Raw genomic sequence first — 15,163 nt, 5'->3', positions numbered from 1 at the left:
GGGGGTTCGGTGTTGACGGAGTGGTCGGGGCTGCCCCGGTGGGTGAGTCGGGGCTGCCCCGGTGGGTGGGGTCAGGGCTGGCCGGGGAGTTGGGCGACGAACGCCCGCCACGCCGCCGGGCCGAAGACCAACGCCGGCCCGGCCGGGTCCTTGGAGTCCCGGACCCCCACGACGCCGGGAAGGTTACCGGCGACCTCGACACAGTTACCGCCGTTGTTGCCACTCTTGCTGCTCTTGCGCCACTGCGCGCCGATCAGGTCCATGAACTCGCCGCTTCCCTGAGCAGGTCTCGGGACTGCGCCCGGGAGAGAGCCTCCCCCCGGATGCGTTCCCACCGTCGACTCAGCGTAGCAATATCCGTGACACCATCGACCAGTTGCGCCTTTGCCTGACTGTCCACATGGGCCACGACGGTGCCCTTCTCCAACTCGGCGAGGGTGAACGGACCGCCGAGCCCGGGGTGCATACCGACCGAGGGCGGCACGACGTGGATCGACACGTTCGGTAACTCCGCGGCGGTCGCCAACTGCTCGCACTGCTCCCGCATCAACGCGCGGTCGCCGTAGGCGGAGCGGCGGAGGACAAACTCGTCGAACACCGCGATGAACATCGGTGCCCGGTCTCGGCGCAGGATCGCCTGCCGCTTGATCCGCACGTCGACCAACTCCTCGACCGCCTCGGGGCTCAGCGCCTCGCCGGCGAGGGTCGCCCGCGCGTACGCCGCGGTCTGCAGCAGGCCCGGCACCCACGCGAGCTCAAAAGTGCGGATCGACACCGCCTCCCGTTCGATGTCTACCCACGGGCGGAACCAGGCCGGCTCGCGGCGCCGCACCGCATCCGGCCACAGGTCCTCCACCTCCCGCTTGAGGATCGCGGCCACCTTCGCGCGATGCCGGGTCTGGGGAATCCGGCCACGGCTCGCCCACTTCGCGGCCGTCTTCGGATCCACCCCGATCTGAGCTGCGAGGCTTTCGGCGGTCTCACCCGCCTCCGCCATCGCCGCGATGACTGCGTGGTTCATGCTCCAACCTCCCTCAAACGTTCCAGACGTCCCAAAAACCTAGTACTACGCGGTGTGTTCGCCCCACAACTGTCGGAAAACTGCCCGTAGACGGCGTGAGCCGGTGGAGGGCCCGACCCGCCGGAGGCGCTGCCGGACCGCCCCACCACCAGGAGAAAGGCGGTGGGCGGTCCAGTCCACACCACACCAGCCGCGGGAGAGATGCCATGCCAACAGCCACCACCGCGCCACCACCGCCCCTACCGCGACGAACGCGCCGCACCGCGCTCGCTGACGCGATCAACCCCGACCACGCGGCGACCGTGTCCGACGTGGAGTTGCAGCGACTGCTCTCCGGTGGGCGGGCGGTCGGTCGGGCCCGCGTCGTCCACACCGTTCCCGGTGCCGACATCCTCACCGTGGTACTCGCGGGGCTGCGGAGACTGTGATGGCCGACGACAACCCGACCGCCGACCGACCGGCACACCTTGACCAGCCGGCGAGCCCCGACCGGCCCGCACGCCCCGACCAGCCGGCGTCCCCCGAACGGCGCGCGTACCGCGACCCGCACGGGGCGCCGCCGCTGCCTGACGGCGACCGGGTGCGGCCGAGCACGCCGCCCGCTCCCACACCGCCCGCCACCACCCGGCACCAGCTGATCGCGGCGCTGGTCCTGGTGATCGTCGTGGCCGCCATCGGACTCCGGGTGCTGCGATGACGACCAGCCCCAGGCCCCCGGGTCCGGGCGACCCGGCCGCCGACCGGCCGCACCTACCGATGCGCCCGCTTTGGGGGTGCGGCACCTGCCAGGCGGAGTGGCCCTGCCCGGCAGCCCGGCACGCCCTCCTGACCGAATACCGCACCGACCGCACCGCGCTGCGGATCTACCTGGGTGCCCTCATGTCCGAAGCGTCCGAACAACTCGCCCAGGTCCAGACCCACACGGCATCCGACCTGTACCGCCGATTCCTGCTGTGGGTATAGCGACGGCGGCTGTTACGCCGAAGGCGAGTGGCCACCCCGGGGGCGGACCGGGGTGGCCACTCGCCTTCGGAAGCTGATCCGCGCCAGTCAGCGGATCAGCGGATTCAGTGCTTGACGCGGTCGAACTGGAAGTAGTCGATGTTGAAGTTCTGGTAGGCGTCCTCGTCCATCCGCACCTCGAACTCGTGCGTACCCCGACGCAGGTACTGGGTCCCCTCGATCTCCTGCAGCTCGAAGGCATCGGGTGAGGTCGTGCCCACCACGTCCACCGGGCCAGTCGTCGACTGACCGTCGAAGGTCATCGAGAATCGCCCCGCCGGGAAGTACGGCGACGACATCCGGGCGCTCACCCGATAGCTGCCGGACTTCGGCACCTCGACCGTGTACTTGACCCACTCACCACCGCGGATCCAACACATCACGATCGCGGCATTGTTGTCGCAGATGTCCACGCCCTCGTACTGGCGAGCCACCGTGCCACCCCGGTTCTCGTCATCCAGGTCGTGGTAGCCGATCCCCTTACCCGCCAGCGAGTAATCCTCGGCCTGCACCCGTACCGAACCCTTCGGCAACGACGGCCACTCCCCCGGACCACCGCGCTCCTGGTCCCGACTGGCCAACCAGCTGACCAACTGCTCCGGGTTGTCAGTCTGGATCATGTCCGCCTGGTGCCGATCCACCACCGCACCCCACCCCTGCGCCGGATCCCGCAACGACGACTCGTCGGTGTAACCGGCGGCGAGGCCGTACCACAGGGTGTTGACCCAGACCCGGGCCCGCTCGCGGAGCTCCGCCACCACCGCCGGCTGGATCTGCGGCTCGGTGAGCCGGTCGAAGACCAGCTCGTACGCCTCCGGCTGGTGGTCGGTGAACCCGTCGAGGTCGGCGGCGTTCTCCTCCTTCACGACATGGACGTAGAGGATTTCCGGGTCGGTGGCGAGGAACTGCTCAACCTCCGCGACCGGCGCCGAACTCTTGAACAGGGCATGGTCCAGAGTGCCGGTGTCGACCAGGGCGTCGTACGCCTCGTCCCGGATGTCCCACACCTTGTCCAGGTTGACCAGGGCACGGCCCTTCACCACCGCCATCGCCTCGGCCAGGGTCGGCACCCGCTGACCGGTCAACGGCGCCTGGTCACCGCCCAGGCCCACCTTCAGCCGCAGCTGCTTCACCTCGGCCAGCGTCAACTCCGACACCGCACCGGTACCGTTCGTCGTCCGATCCACCGTGCTGTCATGCATCAACACCAGGTGACCGTCAGCCGTACGGCGGACATCGATCTCCACCACGTGCGAGCCCGCCTTCACCGCGGACCTGATCGCCTTCAGTGAGTTCTCCGGTGCGGCGCGCCAGTGCCCACGGTGCGCCACCACCAGCACCTCCGCATCCGGACCGTGCTGCAGGAACTGCTTGCGGACCTGCTCAACGGTGTGCGCGGGCGCCGGCTCGACGGTGTGCGCGGGCGCCGGCTCGACGGTCTGGGCGAGCGCCGACCCCGCAATCGGCGTGGTCCCGGCCGTGGCCTTGGCCCCCGCCACCGTCGGAGCCACACCGACCACCACACCCGCCGTCACCACGGCCAGCGCCCCACTCCACCATTTCCTACGCACGAGCAACTCCCGGGTAGACAACACATTGATCAACGGCCTGCGCCAGTGCCAGCGCAACCACCGTCATCCTGCCGGTCTCCCACCACGAAACGCGGGCCCCAGCGGTAACAACGCGGCAAACAGGTCCTGACATGCTGATGCCGGACGTTCAAGATCTTTAGTTACACCTCCGGCTCCGTCTCGGGCTACGCGCTGATGTTCGCGCTCGCGCTCGGTCTCGGCCGCCTGACCGTTCGCACCGCCCGTGCCTGGCCCTCGGTGGCCAACGACACAGGCCAGCGCCCGGGAACGGACTCGCCCCGGTGGTGTCGGCACCGGCATGATGTCCGGCGTGCTGGGGATCACCGACATCTGGACGTACGTGCTGGGCACCGTGGCGATCATCATGCTGCCCGGACCCAACTCGCTCTTCGTGCTCTCCACGGCCGCCCGCCGTGGCGTGGCCGTCGGCTACCGCGCGGCCAGCGCGGTGTTCGTGGGTGACGGAGTCCTGATGATCCTCTCGGCCGCCGGGGTGGCGTCCCTGCTCCAGGCGTACCCGCCGCTCTTCCTGGTGATCAAGTATGTCGGTGCCGCCTACCTGGGCTACCTGGGCCTGGGGATGCTGCGCGGGGCCTGGCAGCGATGGCGGACCCGCCACGACCCGGCCGCACCGCGACTCCTCGACGCCGACGACCCCACCCCACCACCCAGCCCGTTCCGCCGAGCTCTGGTGATCAGCCTGCTCAACCCGAAGGCGATCCTCTTCTTCGTCTCATTCTTCATCCAGTTCGTTGACCCGCACTACCCCTGGCCGGCACTGTCGTTCCTGCTGCTCGGGTCGATCGCGCAGCTCATCAGCGCGCTCTTCCTGAGCGTACTGATCTTCGCGGGTACCTTCCTGGCCGCCCAGTTCCACCAACGCCGCCGCCTGGCCGCGGGCGGGACGACCACGGTTGGTGCGCTCTTCCTCGGCTTCAGCCTGAAGCTCGCCATCGGCTGACCCACCGGGTCACCCGCCATCGCCGCCACCAGCGGCTGACCCGCCCCGGGGTCACGTGCCATCGCCACCGCCGCCGCCGACGCCCGGGCCCCCGGCCGTGCCGCCCAGCCCGATTCCCGGCGGCAGTGGCGCATCCGGAGGTCGACTCACATGGGCGGACTCGTTGATCGGGGCCGACCAGTCGGCGTGCGCCGCCATCGCCGCGTGCCGGTTGATCGCGCTCCGCAGCCACCCATCCACTGTCGCCACCCAGTCCTGCCGCTCGGCACCGTCCTGCCAGATCCGAAACCGGCTGATGCTCTGGTGGGTGATCCCGGCCAGCGCCAGTCGACGATCACACCAGAGGAGCACTTCGAGACCGGCGGAGTTGGCAATGAAGGTCACCTCCAGCTCGGTGATCGGCCCGGAATACAACGGCGCGACCCAGTAGCCCAGCCGTTGGTGCAGCGCTAGCTGCTGCTCGACCCCGGGCAACCGGGCGGCGACCGAGCCGGCCTGCCGCAGCCGGAACCCCAGCATCTCCAGGGTGGTGAGAATGTGCGCCTGGGCGATCAGCGGGTGCACGAAGAGCGGCACCATCGCACCCTGATCCAGCCCGGGCTCGATCGCCACCTCGGTACGCAGCCCCATCCGCAAGCTGAGCAGCGGCGCTCCGCCGACCACCGTAACCGGGGTCTCCCACGGCATCGGAAACGAGAACGGAATGCTGCGGGCCCGCCCGGCGCGCAGGACGAACCCGGTGGCGATCTCCGCCTGATGGAACTGCACCAGCCGCCGGGGGGCCTCCGGGTCGTCCGGCTCGGCCGATGTGACCAGACCGAGCCGGACATGCAGCACCGGAACGTCGACCGGGCCGGCGCTGACGGTCACCCGCCCCGGCAGCAGCAGGCCCGGACGGGTGCTCGGGTTGGCCAACGCGGTCCGGACGGTCAGCCCCGTCCGGCCGGACTCCGGCGACACCCCCGTCAACCGCACCGGCCCCGGTTACCCAGACCAGATCAGCGCAACCGCCGTCCCCGCGGAACCTGGTCCGTCTCGTCGTCGAACTCGCCGATGACCTCCTCCAGCAGGTCCTCGAGCGCGACAAAACCGACCGGACGGGTCGGCCCCCCACCGTTGCGGACCAACGCCAACTGGGAACGCCGGGCCCGCATCGCCGCCACCGCCTCGGTGACCGTGGCGGACGAGGGCAGGGTGAACGCGGTCGTCATCAGCTTCTCGGCGGTCGCCGTCGGACGGCTGGCCGCGGCCCGAACCGCCTCCCGTACGTGCACCAGCCCGCACACGTCACCGGCCTCGTCGAGCACCGCCAGGCGGGACCGCCCGCTGTCGCGGCTGACCTGCTCGATCTGGCCCGCATCCGCATCCCGTCGCACGGTGACGATCCGGTCGAACGGCTCCATCACCTGGGCCACGGTGGTGCCCTGCAACTGCAGCATGCTGGTCAGCAACTCGTGCTGCTCGGCACCGAGGAGCCCGTGCTCGCGGGACTGCTCCAGCAGCAGCCGCAGTTCCTCCGGGCCGTGCACCTGGGCGAGCTGATCCTGTGGTTGGACCTTGACCAGCCGCAGGATGCCGTTCGCCAGGGAGTTCAGCGCCGACAGCACCGGCCGGGCGACCCGGGCGAAAGCGCGGAACGGCAGCGCCAACAACGTCGCCGACCGCTCCGCGTCGGTGATCGCCCACGACTTCGGCGCCATCTCCCCCACCACCAGGTGCAGGAAGGTCACCAGGCTCAGCGCGAAGATCAACGCGATCACGTGGCTCGCCGCGCTGGGCAGGCCCACCGCGTACAGCAGCGGGCTGAGCAGCTGCTCGATCGCCGGTTCGGCCAGCGCACCCAGCCCCAGCGTGCACAGGGTGATGCCGAGCTGCGCACCGGCCAACATCAGCGAGAGCTCGCGTACGCCGTCCAACGCGGCCCGGGCACCCCGGCCACCACCGGCGGCGGCCTGCTCCAGCCGGTAACTCTTACTCGCTACGAGGGCGAACTCGGCGGCGACGAAGAACCCGTTCAACGCCAGCAGGACCACCGAGGCCGTGAGGGCAACACCGACGCTCATGCCTGCACCTCCGGCTGGCCTTCCGACTCCTGCAGGCGCAGCCGGACCGAGTCGGCCACGTGCCGGTCAACCACGAGCACCTCAACCAGCGCCCGGGGGCTGGCCGCCGCCTCATCCCCGTCTGCCGGCAGGGCGACCTCCAGTCGGTCGCCGACCTCGGGTACCCGGCCCAGCTCCCGCATGACCAGCCCGGAGAGCGTGTCGTACTCCGGGGCCACGGGCAGCGAGATACCGGTGCTGTCGGCGACCTCGTCGATCCGCCAGCGGGCCGGCACCACCCAGGAGCCATCGCGCTGCCGGGTCGGTATCCGCTCGGGCGGATCATCCTCGTCGCGGATCGGCCCCACCAGTTCCTCGGCGATGTCCTCCAAGGTGATCACGCCGGCGAAGCCGCCGTACTCGTCCACCACACAGGCGAGCTGCCGATGGCTGGAGCGCAGCCGGTCCAGCACCGTCGGCAACGGCAGGGTCTCCGGCACCAGCAGCGGGGGAACGGCCACCGTACCGACCGGGGTGGTGGCCCGGCGCTCCAACGGCACGCCGAGCACGTCGGCGATGCCGGTCACACCAATCACGTCGTCAACGCCCTCGGCCCCCTGGACGGGGAACCGGGAACGGCCGGTCTCCAGTAGCTCGACGACGCGGCTGACCGGTTCGTGAGCGCGGACGGTGTGCACGTCGACCCGGGGCACCATGGCTTCCCCGGCGGTGAGCTGCCGGAAGTCCAAGCCGCGGTCCAGCAGGGTGGACATCTCCGCGGTCAGGTGCCCGCCCTCGCGGGACTCGGCGATGATCTGCTCCAGATCCTCCAGGGTCGCCCCGCTGGGCAGCTCCTCGACAGGCTCGACACCCGCCCGGCGGAGCAGCCGGACGGCGGCCCGGTCGAAGAGTTTGATCACTGGACCGGCGACCTTGAGGTAGATCAGGGTGGAGCCGGCGAGCGCCCGAGCGAGCGCCTCGGGGCGGGCGATTGCGAGGTTCTTGGGCGCCAACTCACCCAGCACCATCTGCACGATGGTGGCGATGAGCAGCGCGAACGCGACGGATAGCGGCCCGCTGACCTGATCAGACATTCCGGACAAACCGAGCAGATCAGCGAGGCCGGCACCGAGATACGGCTCGGCGACGTAGCCGACCAGCAGTGCGGTGACCGTAATGCCGAGTTGGGCGCCGGAGAGCATGAACGACAGCCGCCCGGTCACCTCCAGGGCCCGGGCCGAGGCAGTGTCGCCTTCGGCGGCACGCTGCTTGAGCTTGCCCCGATCTACGGCGACGTAGCCGAACTCCTGGGCCACGAAGTAACCGGTGGCTGCGGTGAGGACAACGATGAAGAGGAGCCCAACGACGATCAACACGGGAGCTTCAGGGCTCCTGTCGATTTCGGGGCCAGGGATAGCCGGGCATTACCCGGCTCGCTACTGCTGCCCTCCTGGGCAGACGAGTCGATCATGCCACCCATTTTATCGGGAGTACCTGAAAGTACGCTGGCGGTGCCGGAAGGGTCTCGGCGACCCGGACCCTTCCGGCGCACGGTCAGCCCTGGGTGATCCGCACGTCGTCGACGGCGGCCTCCACCAGGCTCGGGTTGCTGGCATCCGCCACGTCGATCAGTATTTGTACTGTTTGGCCGCTTAGAGATGATATATCCGCGCTGGCTAGCTGCCAGGACCCAGCCCGGTTGCTCGCCGTGCCGGTGACGCTCAACGCCGTCACGGTGCTGCCGCCCACCACCCGGACTCGCAGGTAGTCGGCGCTGGTGGCGTTGCTGAGATGGGCGAGGTACCAGGAGAAGCTGAGGGTCAGCGCGCCGGTCGACGGCAGGCTGACCGCCGGGGACTGGATCGTGGTGACCCCACCGTCGACGTCGTGACTGCCCGCACCGCTGCCCGCAGCCGCGCCGGTGACCAGGTCGAAGCTGCCGCTGACGGTGGTGCCGAGTTGGAGGGTGGTCCCGGAACTGCTGGTGGTGGCGGGGTCGCCGCGTTCCCAGGCCCCGGTGGTGGCGGTGTCGGTACCGGCCGGGTCCACGACCCAGCCAGTGGCGGTCTCGAAGGTGTCGCTCCAGACCGGGTCACCCGGCGGGGACGTCTGGGCCAACTCCCACACCGTGTACGCGATCGCGTCGGCGTTGCGGTCCAGCGCCGTGTCGTTGACGTTGGCGATGGTGTCACACGAACGGTGGTAGCAGGAATCGAAAGCCTGTCCCGCCGTCCCGCCCCAGAGCGCCGCCTGGGCGCTGGACTTGATGCCCTCCGCGCCGGTGAACGTGCCCCCGGCCGGGATGCCGACCGCGATGAACGGCCCGTAGTCGCTGCGGCCGTTGAAGTCGGTGCCCTGGGTCGTCACGCCGATCGAGGTGTAGTACGCCTGGATGGTCTGCTCGATCTCGGCGGAGCCCTCGGGCCCGGGGCCGGCACCCACCCCGTCGGAGTCGTCGCCGTCATAGACGAAGTAGCCGGCGTTCGGCGAAGCCACCATGTCAAAGTTGAGATACTGCTTGATCCGGTCGCGCTCCGCGCCCGAGAGGCTGTTCACGTAGTGACGGGAACCGCGCAGACCCAGCTCCTCCGCGCCCCACCAGGCGAACCGTAGCCGCTTGTCCGGGGTAAAGCCGCTGCTCGGTACGGCCAGTGCCACCTCGAGGATGGCCGCCGAGCCGGACCCATTGTCGTTGATGCCCGGTCCACTGGTGACGCCGTCCAGGTGCGCTCCGGTCAGGACCACGGCATCCGGGTCACCCGCCGGCCACTCGGCGAGCAGGTTGTAGCCGGTCGCACCGGCGTAGGTGAACGACTGCACGGTGGTGGTGTAGCCGACCGCGTCGAGCTGCGACCGCAGGTAGTTCACCGAGGCCAGGTAGCCGGGGCGACCGTGCGCCCGGTTTCCGCCGTTGGCGTTGGCGATCGACTGCAGCTGGGTCAGCTGGGCCTTCACGTTGGCCAGCGGGATGTCCGGGGCGTCGACGGCAGTCGAGGACGGCGTGAGGTGGGGGTGCACCGGCGCAGCGGCGGCCGCGGTGGCGGTCAACGCCGTCGCGGCCACGACGGCCAGCACCGCCGGCCAGACGGGTCGAGGGGTACGGGTTCTCATGGGTCCTCCGGGTCGGGGCGGGCCGTACCGGTGGGCACGACCGCGCATCCGGGACTACATTGACAGCTTTCGCTATCTCAGCGTGCCCCGACACTCCCCGTACGGCAAGACGTGAACCGACCCTGAAGGCAACCCGCACGGTAGCGGCCCCGGGGGCAGTCAGCGCGGCGCGCTCCCGGGAGGCCAATCCCAACGCGCCTCGACCAGCAGGTCAGGACGCCCGAGGTCGAGCACCACGCGGTTGACGACCCGCTGGGCTGCGGTCAGCGAGCGCACGGAGAGCAACCGACCCTGGCTCTCCCGCCGCAGGACGAAGTAGTGCACGGCCGCGCGCACCCGGCCCCGGTCCGCGGCACTGGCCCGCGCGGTGGAGGCAACCAACTCCCGCAACACGGTGGCGAGTCGCTCCGCGAGCTCCAGCTCCGGGCCGGTCAGGCCGGTGCGGACAGCGGCGAGGTGGCTGTCGACCTTTCGGATGAGCACATCGGTGCCGGCCCGGACCGCCCGCCTGCCTACCGTCGGCGCCGCGGGCGTCTTCTCGACCGTCATCCGCCCCTCCACCTCGCACCGCATTGCGAGTGAAGTTACTTTATGTTGTGGGTCACAATCAAGCAGTTAAGTAAGACTTAAGCTATCCATCGTTACATCCAACGCTTTTACCCGTCAGCCGGACAGAATGCAGCGGCACCGGTACCTGTCGGACGGTGCGGGCACGATGGAGGGCGTGGCGAAGGAAACGGGCGGCGGCCCAGCGAGGAGCGCGGCCAGCGGCGCCGCCAGCGGCACGGCGGCCGAGGCGGCCGACGGCGGGGCGCTCGACGCGTTCGGCCCCGCCACCCGGAGCTGGTTCGCCGCGGCGTTCGCCGCGCCGACCACAGCCCAGGCGGGAGCCTGGCGCTCCATCGGTGCCGGCCGAAACGCACTGGTCGTGGCCCCTACCGGCTCCGGCAAGACCCTGGCCGCGTTCCTCTGGTCGCTGGACCGGCTGGCCCGCGAGCCCGCCCCGGCGCAGCCTCGGCAGCGCTGCCGGGTGCTCTACGTCAGCCCGCTCAAGGCGCTCGCGGTCGATGTCGAGCGGAACCTGCGTACCCCGCTCACCGGTATCCGGCAGGCCGCCGCCCGGCTGGGCCTGACCCCGCCCGAGATCACCGTCGGCATGCGCACCGGCGACACCCCCGCCGACGAGCGCCGCGCCTTCGCCCGGACCCCGCCGGATGTCCTCATCACCACCCCGGAATCGCTGTTTCTCCTGCTCACCTCCGCCGCCCGCGACTCGCTCCGGGGCGTGCAGACGGTCATCGTCGACGAGGTGCACGCGGTGGCCGGCACCAAGCGCGGTGCCCACCTCGCACTGTCGCTGGAACGGCTCGACGAGCTGCTACCCACCGCCGCCCAGCGCATCGGCCTCTCCGCCACCGTCCGGCCGGTTGCCGCCTGCGCCCGATTCCTCGGCGGAGCCCGACCGGTTGACGTGGTCGCCCCGCCCACCGCCAAGACCATCGACATCGGCGTCCAGGTCCCGGTCGCCGACATGACCCTCCTGGACGAGCCGGAGCAGCCCGGGCCCGACCTCGACCGCCCCCGCCGCGCGTCGATCTGGCCGGCGGTGGAGGAGCGGGTCTACGCCCTCGTCCGAGCGCACCGCTCCACCATCGTCTTCACCAACTCCCGCCGCTCCGCCGAGCGACTCTGCGCCCGGCTCAACGAACTGGCCGCCGCGGAGCTCACCGGCGTGGCCGGCGCCACAGCGGGCACCGAGGCACCGGGAGGACCGGTCAGCGCCGCCCGACCGCCGGCCCAGCTGATGGCACAGGCCGGGTCGGGGACCGGAGCACCGCCGGTGATCGCCCGCGCCCACCACGGCAGCGTCTCCCGATCCGAACGCGAACACATCGAAGAATCCCTCAAGTCCGGGCAACTCCCGGCGGTGGTCGCCACCTCCAGCCTGGAACTGGGCATCGACATGGGCGCGGTCGATCTGGTCGTGCAGATCGAGGCGCCGCCGAGCGTCGCCGCCGGGCTCCAGCGGGTCGGCCGCGCCGGGCACCAGGTCGGTGCCGTCTCCCGGGGGGTGGTGTTCCCCAAGCACCGAGGAGACCTGCTCGCCTGCGCGGTGGTCGCCGAACGGATGACCGAAGGCGCGATCGAGGAGCTGCACCACCCCCGTAACCCCCTCGACGTGCTGGCCCAGCAGATCGTGGCGATGGTGTCACTCGAGCCGTGGCAGGTCAGCGACCTGGCCGACCTGGTCCGCCGTTCCGCGCCCTTCGCGGAACTGCCCGACTCGGCGCTGCACGCGGTGCTCGACATGCTCTCCGGCCGCTACCCTTCGACCGCCTTCGCCGAGCTGCGGCCCCGCCTGGTCTGGGACCGCGCCACCGACCTGCTGACCGGCCGGCCCGGTGCCCAGCGGCTCGCGGTGACCAGCGGCGGCACCATCCCCGACCGGGGTCTGTTCGGCGTCTTCCTGGCCGGGGCGGAGCGGGCCGCGCGCGTCGGCGAACTGGACGAGGAGATGGTCTACGAATCGCGGGTCGGCGACGTCTTCCTCCTCGGCTCCTCGTCCTGGCGGATCGAGGACATCACCCCGGACCGGGTGCTGGTAACCCCCGCCCCGGGCCAGGCGGCCAAGATGCCCTTCTGGAAGGGCGACCAGCCGGGCCGCCCGGTCGAGCTGGGCCGGGCCATCGGCGCCCGCCTCCGCACCCTGCTGCGGACCGACGACGACACCGCCGTAGCCGCGCTGCGCGCCGGGGGCCTCGACGAGTGGGCAGCCGGAAACCTGCTGGCGTACCTGCGGGAGCAGCAGGCGGCCACCCGTAGCCTGCCGGACGACCGGACCGTGGTGGTCGAGCGCTTCCGGGACGAGCTGGGTGACTGGCGGCTCGCCGTACACAGTGTCCTTGGTGCCCAGGTCAACGCCGCGTGGGCGCTGGCCATCGGCCGCCGGCTCAGCGAGCGGTACGGGGTGGACGCCCAGGTGCTCCCCGCCGACGACGGGATCGTCGTCCGCCTGCCCGACACCGCCGCGGAGCCGCCGGGCGCGGAGGCGGTCGTCTTCGAGCCCGACGAGATCACCCAGCTGGTCGAGGAGTCGGTGGGCACGTCGGCGTTGTTCGCCGCCCGGTTCCGCGAGTGCGCCGCCCGGTCGCTGCTGCTGCCCCGTCGCGACCCGCGCCGCCGACAGCCGCTCTGGCAGCAACGGCAGCGCGCCGCCCAACTCCTCGACGTCGCCCGGGAGTACGCGGACTTCCCGGTCACCCTGGAAGCGGCTCGGGAATGTCTCCAGGACGTCTTCGACCAGCCCGCGCTCGCCGCGCTGATGCGCGACCTGGCCGCCCGCACCGTACGCCTGGTCGAGGTGGAGACGGCGCAGCCGTCGCCGTTCGCGCGGTCGCTGCTCTTCGGCTACGTCGGGACGTTCCTCTACGAGGGGGACGCACCCCTAGCCGAGCGGCGGGCCGCCGCCCTCACCCTGGACTCGGCCCTGCTCGGCGAGCTACTCGGCCGGGTCGACCTGCGGGAGCTACTCGACCCGGCGGTACTCGCCGAAACCGAACGCCAGCTGCGCTGGCGCACCGAGCAGCGCCGCCCCCGCGACGCCGAGGATCTGGTCGAGCTGCTGCGGATGGTCGGCGACCTGAGCAGCGCCGAGCTGGCCGAGCGGGGGGCGCCGGCGCAGTGGCTGACCGAGCTGGTCGCGGCCCGCCGGGTGCTGCAGGTCCGCATCGCCGGTGAGGAGCGCTGGGTGGGAATCGAGGACGCCGGCCGGCTGCGGGACGCGCTGGGTGTCGCGCTTCCGGTCGGCGTGGCCGAGGCGTACCTGGCCCCGGTGGCCGATCCGCTCGGTGACCTCATCGCCCGCTACGCACGTACGCACGGGCCGTTCACCGCCGCCACCTGCGCCGCCCGGTTCGGGCTCGGAGTAGCCGTGGTCGAGGGGGCGCTGCGCCGCCTCGCCGCCGCCGGTCGGGTACTCGCCGGTGAGTTCGCCCCCGACGCGGTCGGCACCCAGTGGTGCGACGCCGAGGTACTGCGCATGCTGCGCCGCCGCTCCCTCGCGGCGCTACGCCGGGAGATCGAGCCGGTGCCGCCCCGGGCACTGGCCACCTTCCTGCCCCGCTGGCAGCAGGTCGGTGCGGCCGGGCGAGGGGTGCCGGCCGTGGCCGCGGCCCTGGAGCAGGTGCAGGGGCTGGCCCTGCCCGGGTCCGCCCTGGAGCGACTGGTGCTGCCGGCCCGGATCGCCGACTACTCCCCCGCCCAGCTCGACGAGCTGTGTACCAGCGGCGAGGTGGTGTGGGCCGGTTCCGGGGCGATCTCCGGCGGGGACGGCTGGGTCGTGCTCGCGTACGCGGACACCGCCCCGCTGCTGCTTCCCCCGCCGGCTGCGGCACTGACCCGTACCCCGCTGCACGACGCGGTGCTCGACGCCCTCGACGATGGACAGGCGCTGTTCTTCCGTGCCCTGTCCGACCGGCTGGGCGCCACCGACGACACCGCCCTCGCCGCCGTCGTCTGGGACCTGGTGTGGGCCGGTCACCTGACCAACGACACCCTCGCCCCGCTGCGGGCCCTGCTGGCCGGTCGCGGGGCGCACCGGTCCCGCCCGGCCACACCCCGTACCCGCTACCGGCGACCCGGCCGCGTCGCCCTGCCGGCGCGCGGCGGCCCACCCACCGTCGCCGGCCGCTGGTCGCGCCTGCCCGAACGGGACACCGACCCGACCCGCCGCGCCGCGGCCCTCGCCGACGTACTGCTGGAACGGCACGGCGTGGTGACTCGGGGCGCGGTCGCGGCGGAGCAGGTGCCCGGCGGGTACGCCGCCGTCTACCCGGTGCTGTCCGCGCTGGAGGAACGGGGCGCCACCCGTCGCGGCTACTTCGTGGAAGGGCTGGGGGCCGCGCAGTTCGCCGTACCCGGGGCGGTTGACCGACTGCGCGCGCTGGCCGACCCGGCCGACGGTGGGCGGGTCCGTGCCGGCCTGGCCCTGGTCCTCGCCGCGACCGACCCCGCCAACCCGTACGGCGCGGCGTTGCCCTGGCCGGAACGGGTGGTCGACTCCGGGGACGGCGGTGCCGCCCCGACCGGGCACCGGGCTGGCCGCAAGGCCGGCGCCCTGGTGGTGCTGGTCTCCGGCGATCTGGTCCTCTACGTCGAGCGGGGCGGTCGGACGCTGCTCTCCTTCGCCGCCGACAGCGACGTGCTGGCGACCGCCGGTAAGGCACTCGCCGACGCCGTACAGGGGGGAGCCCTCGGGACGATCTCCGTCGAGCGGGCCGACGGCGAGGCGGTGCGCTCGTCACCGCTGCACGACGCGTTGACCGCCGCGGGGTTCCGGCCCACCCCCCGCGGGCTCCGCCTCCGGGCCTGATCGGTCCACCGGTTTCGGGCCCCCGGGGGAATCCGCCGGATGCCCGGGTCGACCGGTTGGCTC

General features: G+C 71.6%; 13 protein-coding genes. 5 read left to right on the top strand and 8 right to left on the bottom strand.

Annotation, left to right across the window (positions count from 1 at the left end; translation table 11 throughout):
* Positions 1–71 precede the first annotated feature (71 nt).
* On the bottom strand, positions 72–263 hold the full coding sequence (locus T398_RS14200; protein WP_018253577.1) for a DUF397 domain-containing protein: 192 nt from the start codon (positions 261–263) through the stop codon (positions 72–74).
* On the bottom strand, positions 254–1,021 hold the full coding sequence (locus T398_RS14195; protein ID WP_496447317.1) for a Scr1 family TA system antitoxin-like transcriptional regulator: 768 nt from the start codon (positions 1,019–1,021) through the stop codon (positions 254–256). Before T398_RS14195 ends, T398_RS14200 begins: the two co-directional genes overlap by 10 nt.
* Positions 1,022–1,227: 206 nt before the next feature.
* On the opposite strand from T398_RS14195, the gene T398_RS14190 reads away from it, so the two are divergent.
* The 3 genes from T398_RS14190 to T398_RS14180 are packed head-to-tail and all read left to right on the top strand — an operon-like array spanning position 1,228 to position 1,984.
* The gene (locus tag T398_RS14190; protein WP_496447316.1) at positions 1,228–1,449 is read left to right on the top strand and encodes a hypothetical protein; all 222 of its coding nucleotides are present in this window, start codon (positions 1,228–1,230) and stop codon (positions 1,447–1,449) included.
* On the top strand, positions 1,449–1,718 hold the full coding sequence (locus T398_RS14185; RefSeq protein ID WP_496447314.1) for a hypothetical protein: 270 nt from the start codon (positions 1,449–1,451) through the stop codon (positions 1,716–1,718). Before T398_RS14190 ends, T398_RS14185 begins: the two co-directional genes overlap by 1 nt.
* A complete protein-coding gene (locus T398_RS14180) occupies positions 1,715–1,984 on the top strand; it encodes a flavin reductase (protein WP_496447313.1) in 270 nt (89 codons plus the stop codon). The genes T398_RS14185 and T398_RS14180 overlap by 4 nt, the downstream gene beginning before the upstream one ends.
* A gap of 104 nt (positions 1,985–2,088) precedes the next feature.
* On the opposite strand, the gene T398_RS14175 is transcribed toward T398_RS14180, so the two are convergent.
* On the bottom strand, positions 2,089–3,561 hold the full coding sequence (locus T398_RS14175; RefSeq protein WP_496447393.1) for a glycerophosphodiester phosphodiesterase family protein: 1,473 nt from the start codon (positions 3,559–3,561) through the stop codon (positions 2,089–2,091).
* A gap of 352 nt (positions 3,562–3,913) precedes the next feature.
* Here T398_RS14175 and leuE point away from each other — a divergent pair, with 352 nt between their 5' ends.
* A complete protein-coding gene (leuE, locus tag T398_RS14170; RefSeq protein ID WP_496447311.1) occupies positions 3,914–4,576 on the top strand; it encodes a leucine efflux protein LeuE in 663 nt (220 codons plus the stop codon).
* A gap of 51 nt (positions 4,577–4,627) precedes the next feature.
* Here leuE and T398_RS14165 read toward each other — a convergent pair whose 3' ends face one another.
* The 5 genes from T398_RS14165 to T398_RS14145 form a co-directional block, all read right to left on the bottom strand.
* Entirely contained in the window at positions 4,628–5,551 is a 924-nt protein-coding gene (locus T398_RS14165) for a sporulation protein (RefSeq protein ID WP_496447309.1), read from the bottom strand.
* Between the two features lie 23 nt (positions 5,552–5,574).
* Entirely contained in the window at positions 5,575–6,639 is a 1,065-nt protein-coding gene (locus tag T398_RS14160; RefSeq protein WP_496447308.1) for a hemolysin family protein, read from the bottom strand.
* Entirely contained in the window at positions 6,636–7,994 is a 1,359-nt protein-coding gene (locus T398_RS14155) for a hemolysin family protein (protein ID WP_496447307.1), read from the bottom strand. Before T398_RS14155 ends, T398_RS14160 begins: the two co-directional genes overlap by 4 nt.
* A 178-nt stretch (positions 7,995–8,172) precedes the next feature.
* Complete coding sequence (locus tag T398_RS14150; RefSeq protein WP_496447305.1) at positions 8,173–9,729, bottom strand: M20/M25/M40 family metallo-hydrolase; 1,557 nt, start codon at positions 9,727–9,729, stop codon at positions 8,173–8,175.
* Positions 9,730–9,888: 159 nt separating this feature from the next.
* Positions 9,889–10,278 (bottom strand): hypothetical protein, encoded by a 390-nt coding sequence (locus T398_RS14145; RefSeq protein ID WP_496447303.1) that lies wholly within the window; start codon positions 10,276–10,278, stop codon positions 9,889–9,891.
* A gap of 175 nt (positions 10,279–10,453) precedes the next feature.
* On the opposite strand from T398_RS14145, the gene T398_RS14140 reads away from it, so the two are divergent.
* Complete coding sequence (locus tag T398_RS14140) at positions 10,454–15,100, top strand: ATP-dependent helicase (protein ID WP_496447301.1); 4,647 nt, start codon at positions 10,454–10,456, stop codon at positions 15,098–15,100.
* Positions 15,101–15,163: the final 63 nt, after the last annotated feature.

Source organism: Salinispora goodfellowii (genome assembly GCF_059570675.1).
This window is presented reverse-complemented; position numbering and strand designations above follow the sequence as displayed.

Bases quoted from the DNA above. Each gene is read 5' to 3' on its own strand.
- T398_RS14200 (WP_018253577.1), bottom strand. From the start codon at position 263: ATGGACCTGATCGGCGCGCAGTGGCGCAAGAGCAGCAAGAGTGGCAAC.
- T398_RS14195 (WP_496447317.1), bottom strand. From the start codon at position 1,021: ATGAACCACGCAGTCATCGCGGCGATGGCGGAGGCGGGTGAGACCGCC.
- T398_RS14190 (WP_496447316.1), top strand. From the start codon at position 1,228: ATGCCAACAGCCACCACCGCGCCACCACCGCCCCTACCGCGACGAACG.
- T398_RS14185 (WP_496447314.1), top strand. From the start codon at position 1,449: ATGGCCGACGACAACCCGACCGCCGACCGACCGGCACACCTTGACCAG.
- T398_RS14180 (WP_496447313.1), top strand. From the start codon at position 1,715: ATGACGACCAGCCCCAGGCCCCCGGGTCCGGGCGACCCGGCCGCCGAC.
- leuE (WP_496447311.1), top strand. From the start codon at position 3,914: ATGATGTCCGGCGTGCTGGGGATCACCGACATCTGGACGTACGTGCTG.
- T398_RS14160 (WP_496447308.1), bottom strand. From the start codon at position 6,639: ATGAGCGTCGGTGTTGCCCTCACGGCCTCGGTGGTCCTGCTGGCGTTG.
- T398_RS14150 (WP_496447305.1), bottom strand. From the start codon at position 9,729: ATGAGAACCCGTACCCCTCGACCCGTCTGGCCGGCGGTGCTGGCCGTC.
- T398_RS14145 (WP_496447303.1), bottom strand. From the start codon at position 10,278: ATGACGGTCGAGAAGACGCCCGCGGCGCCGACGGTAGGCAGGCGGGCG.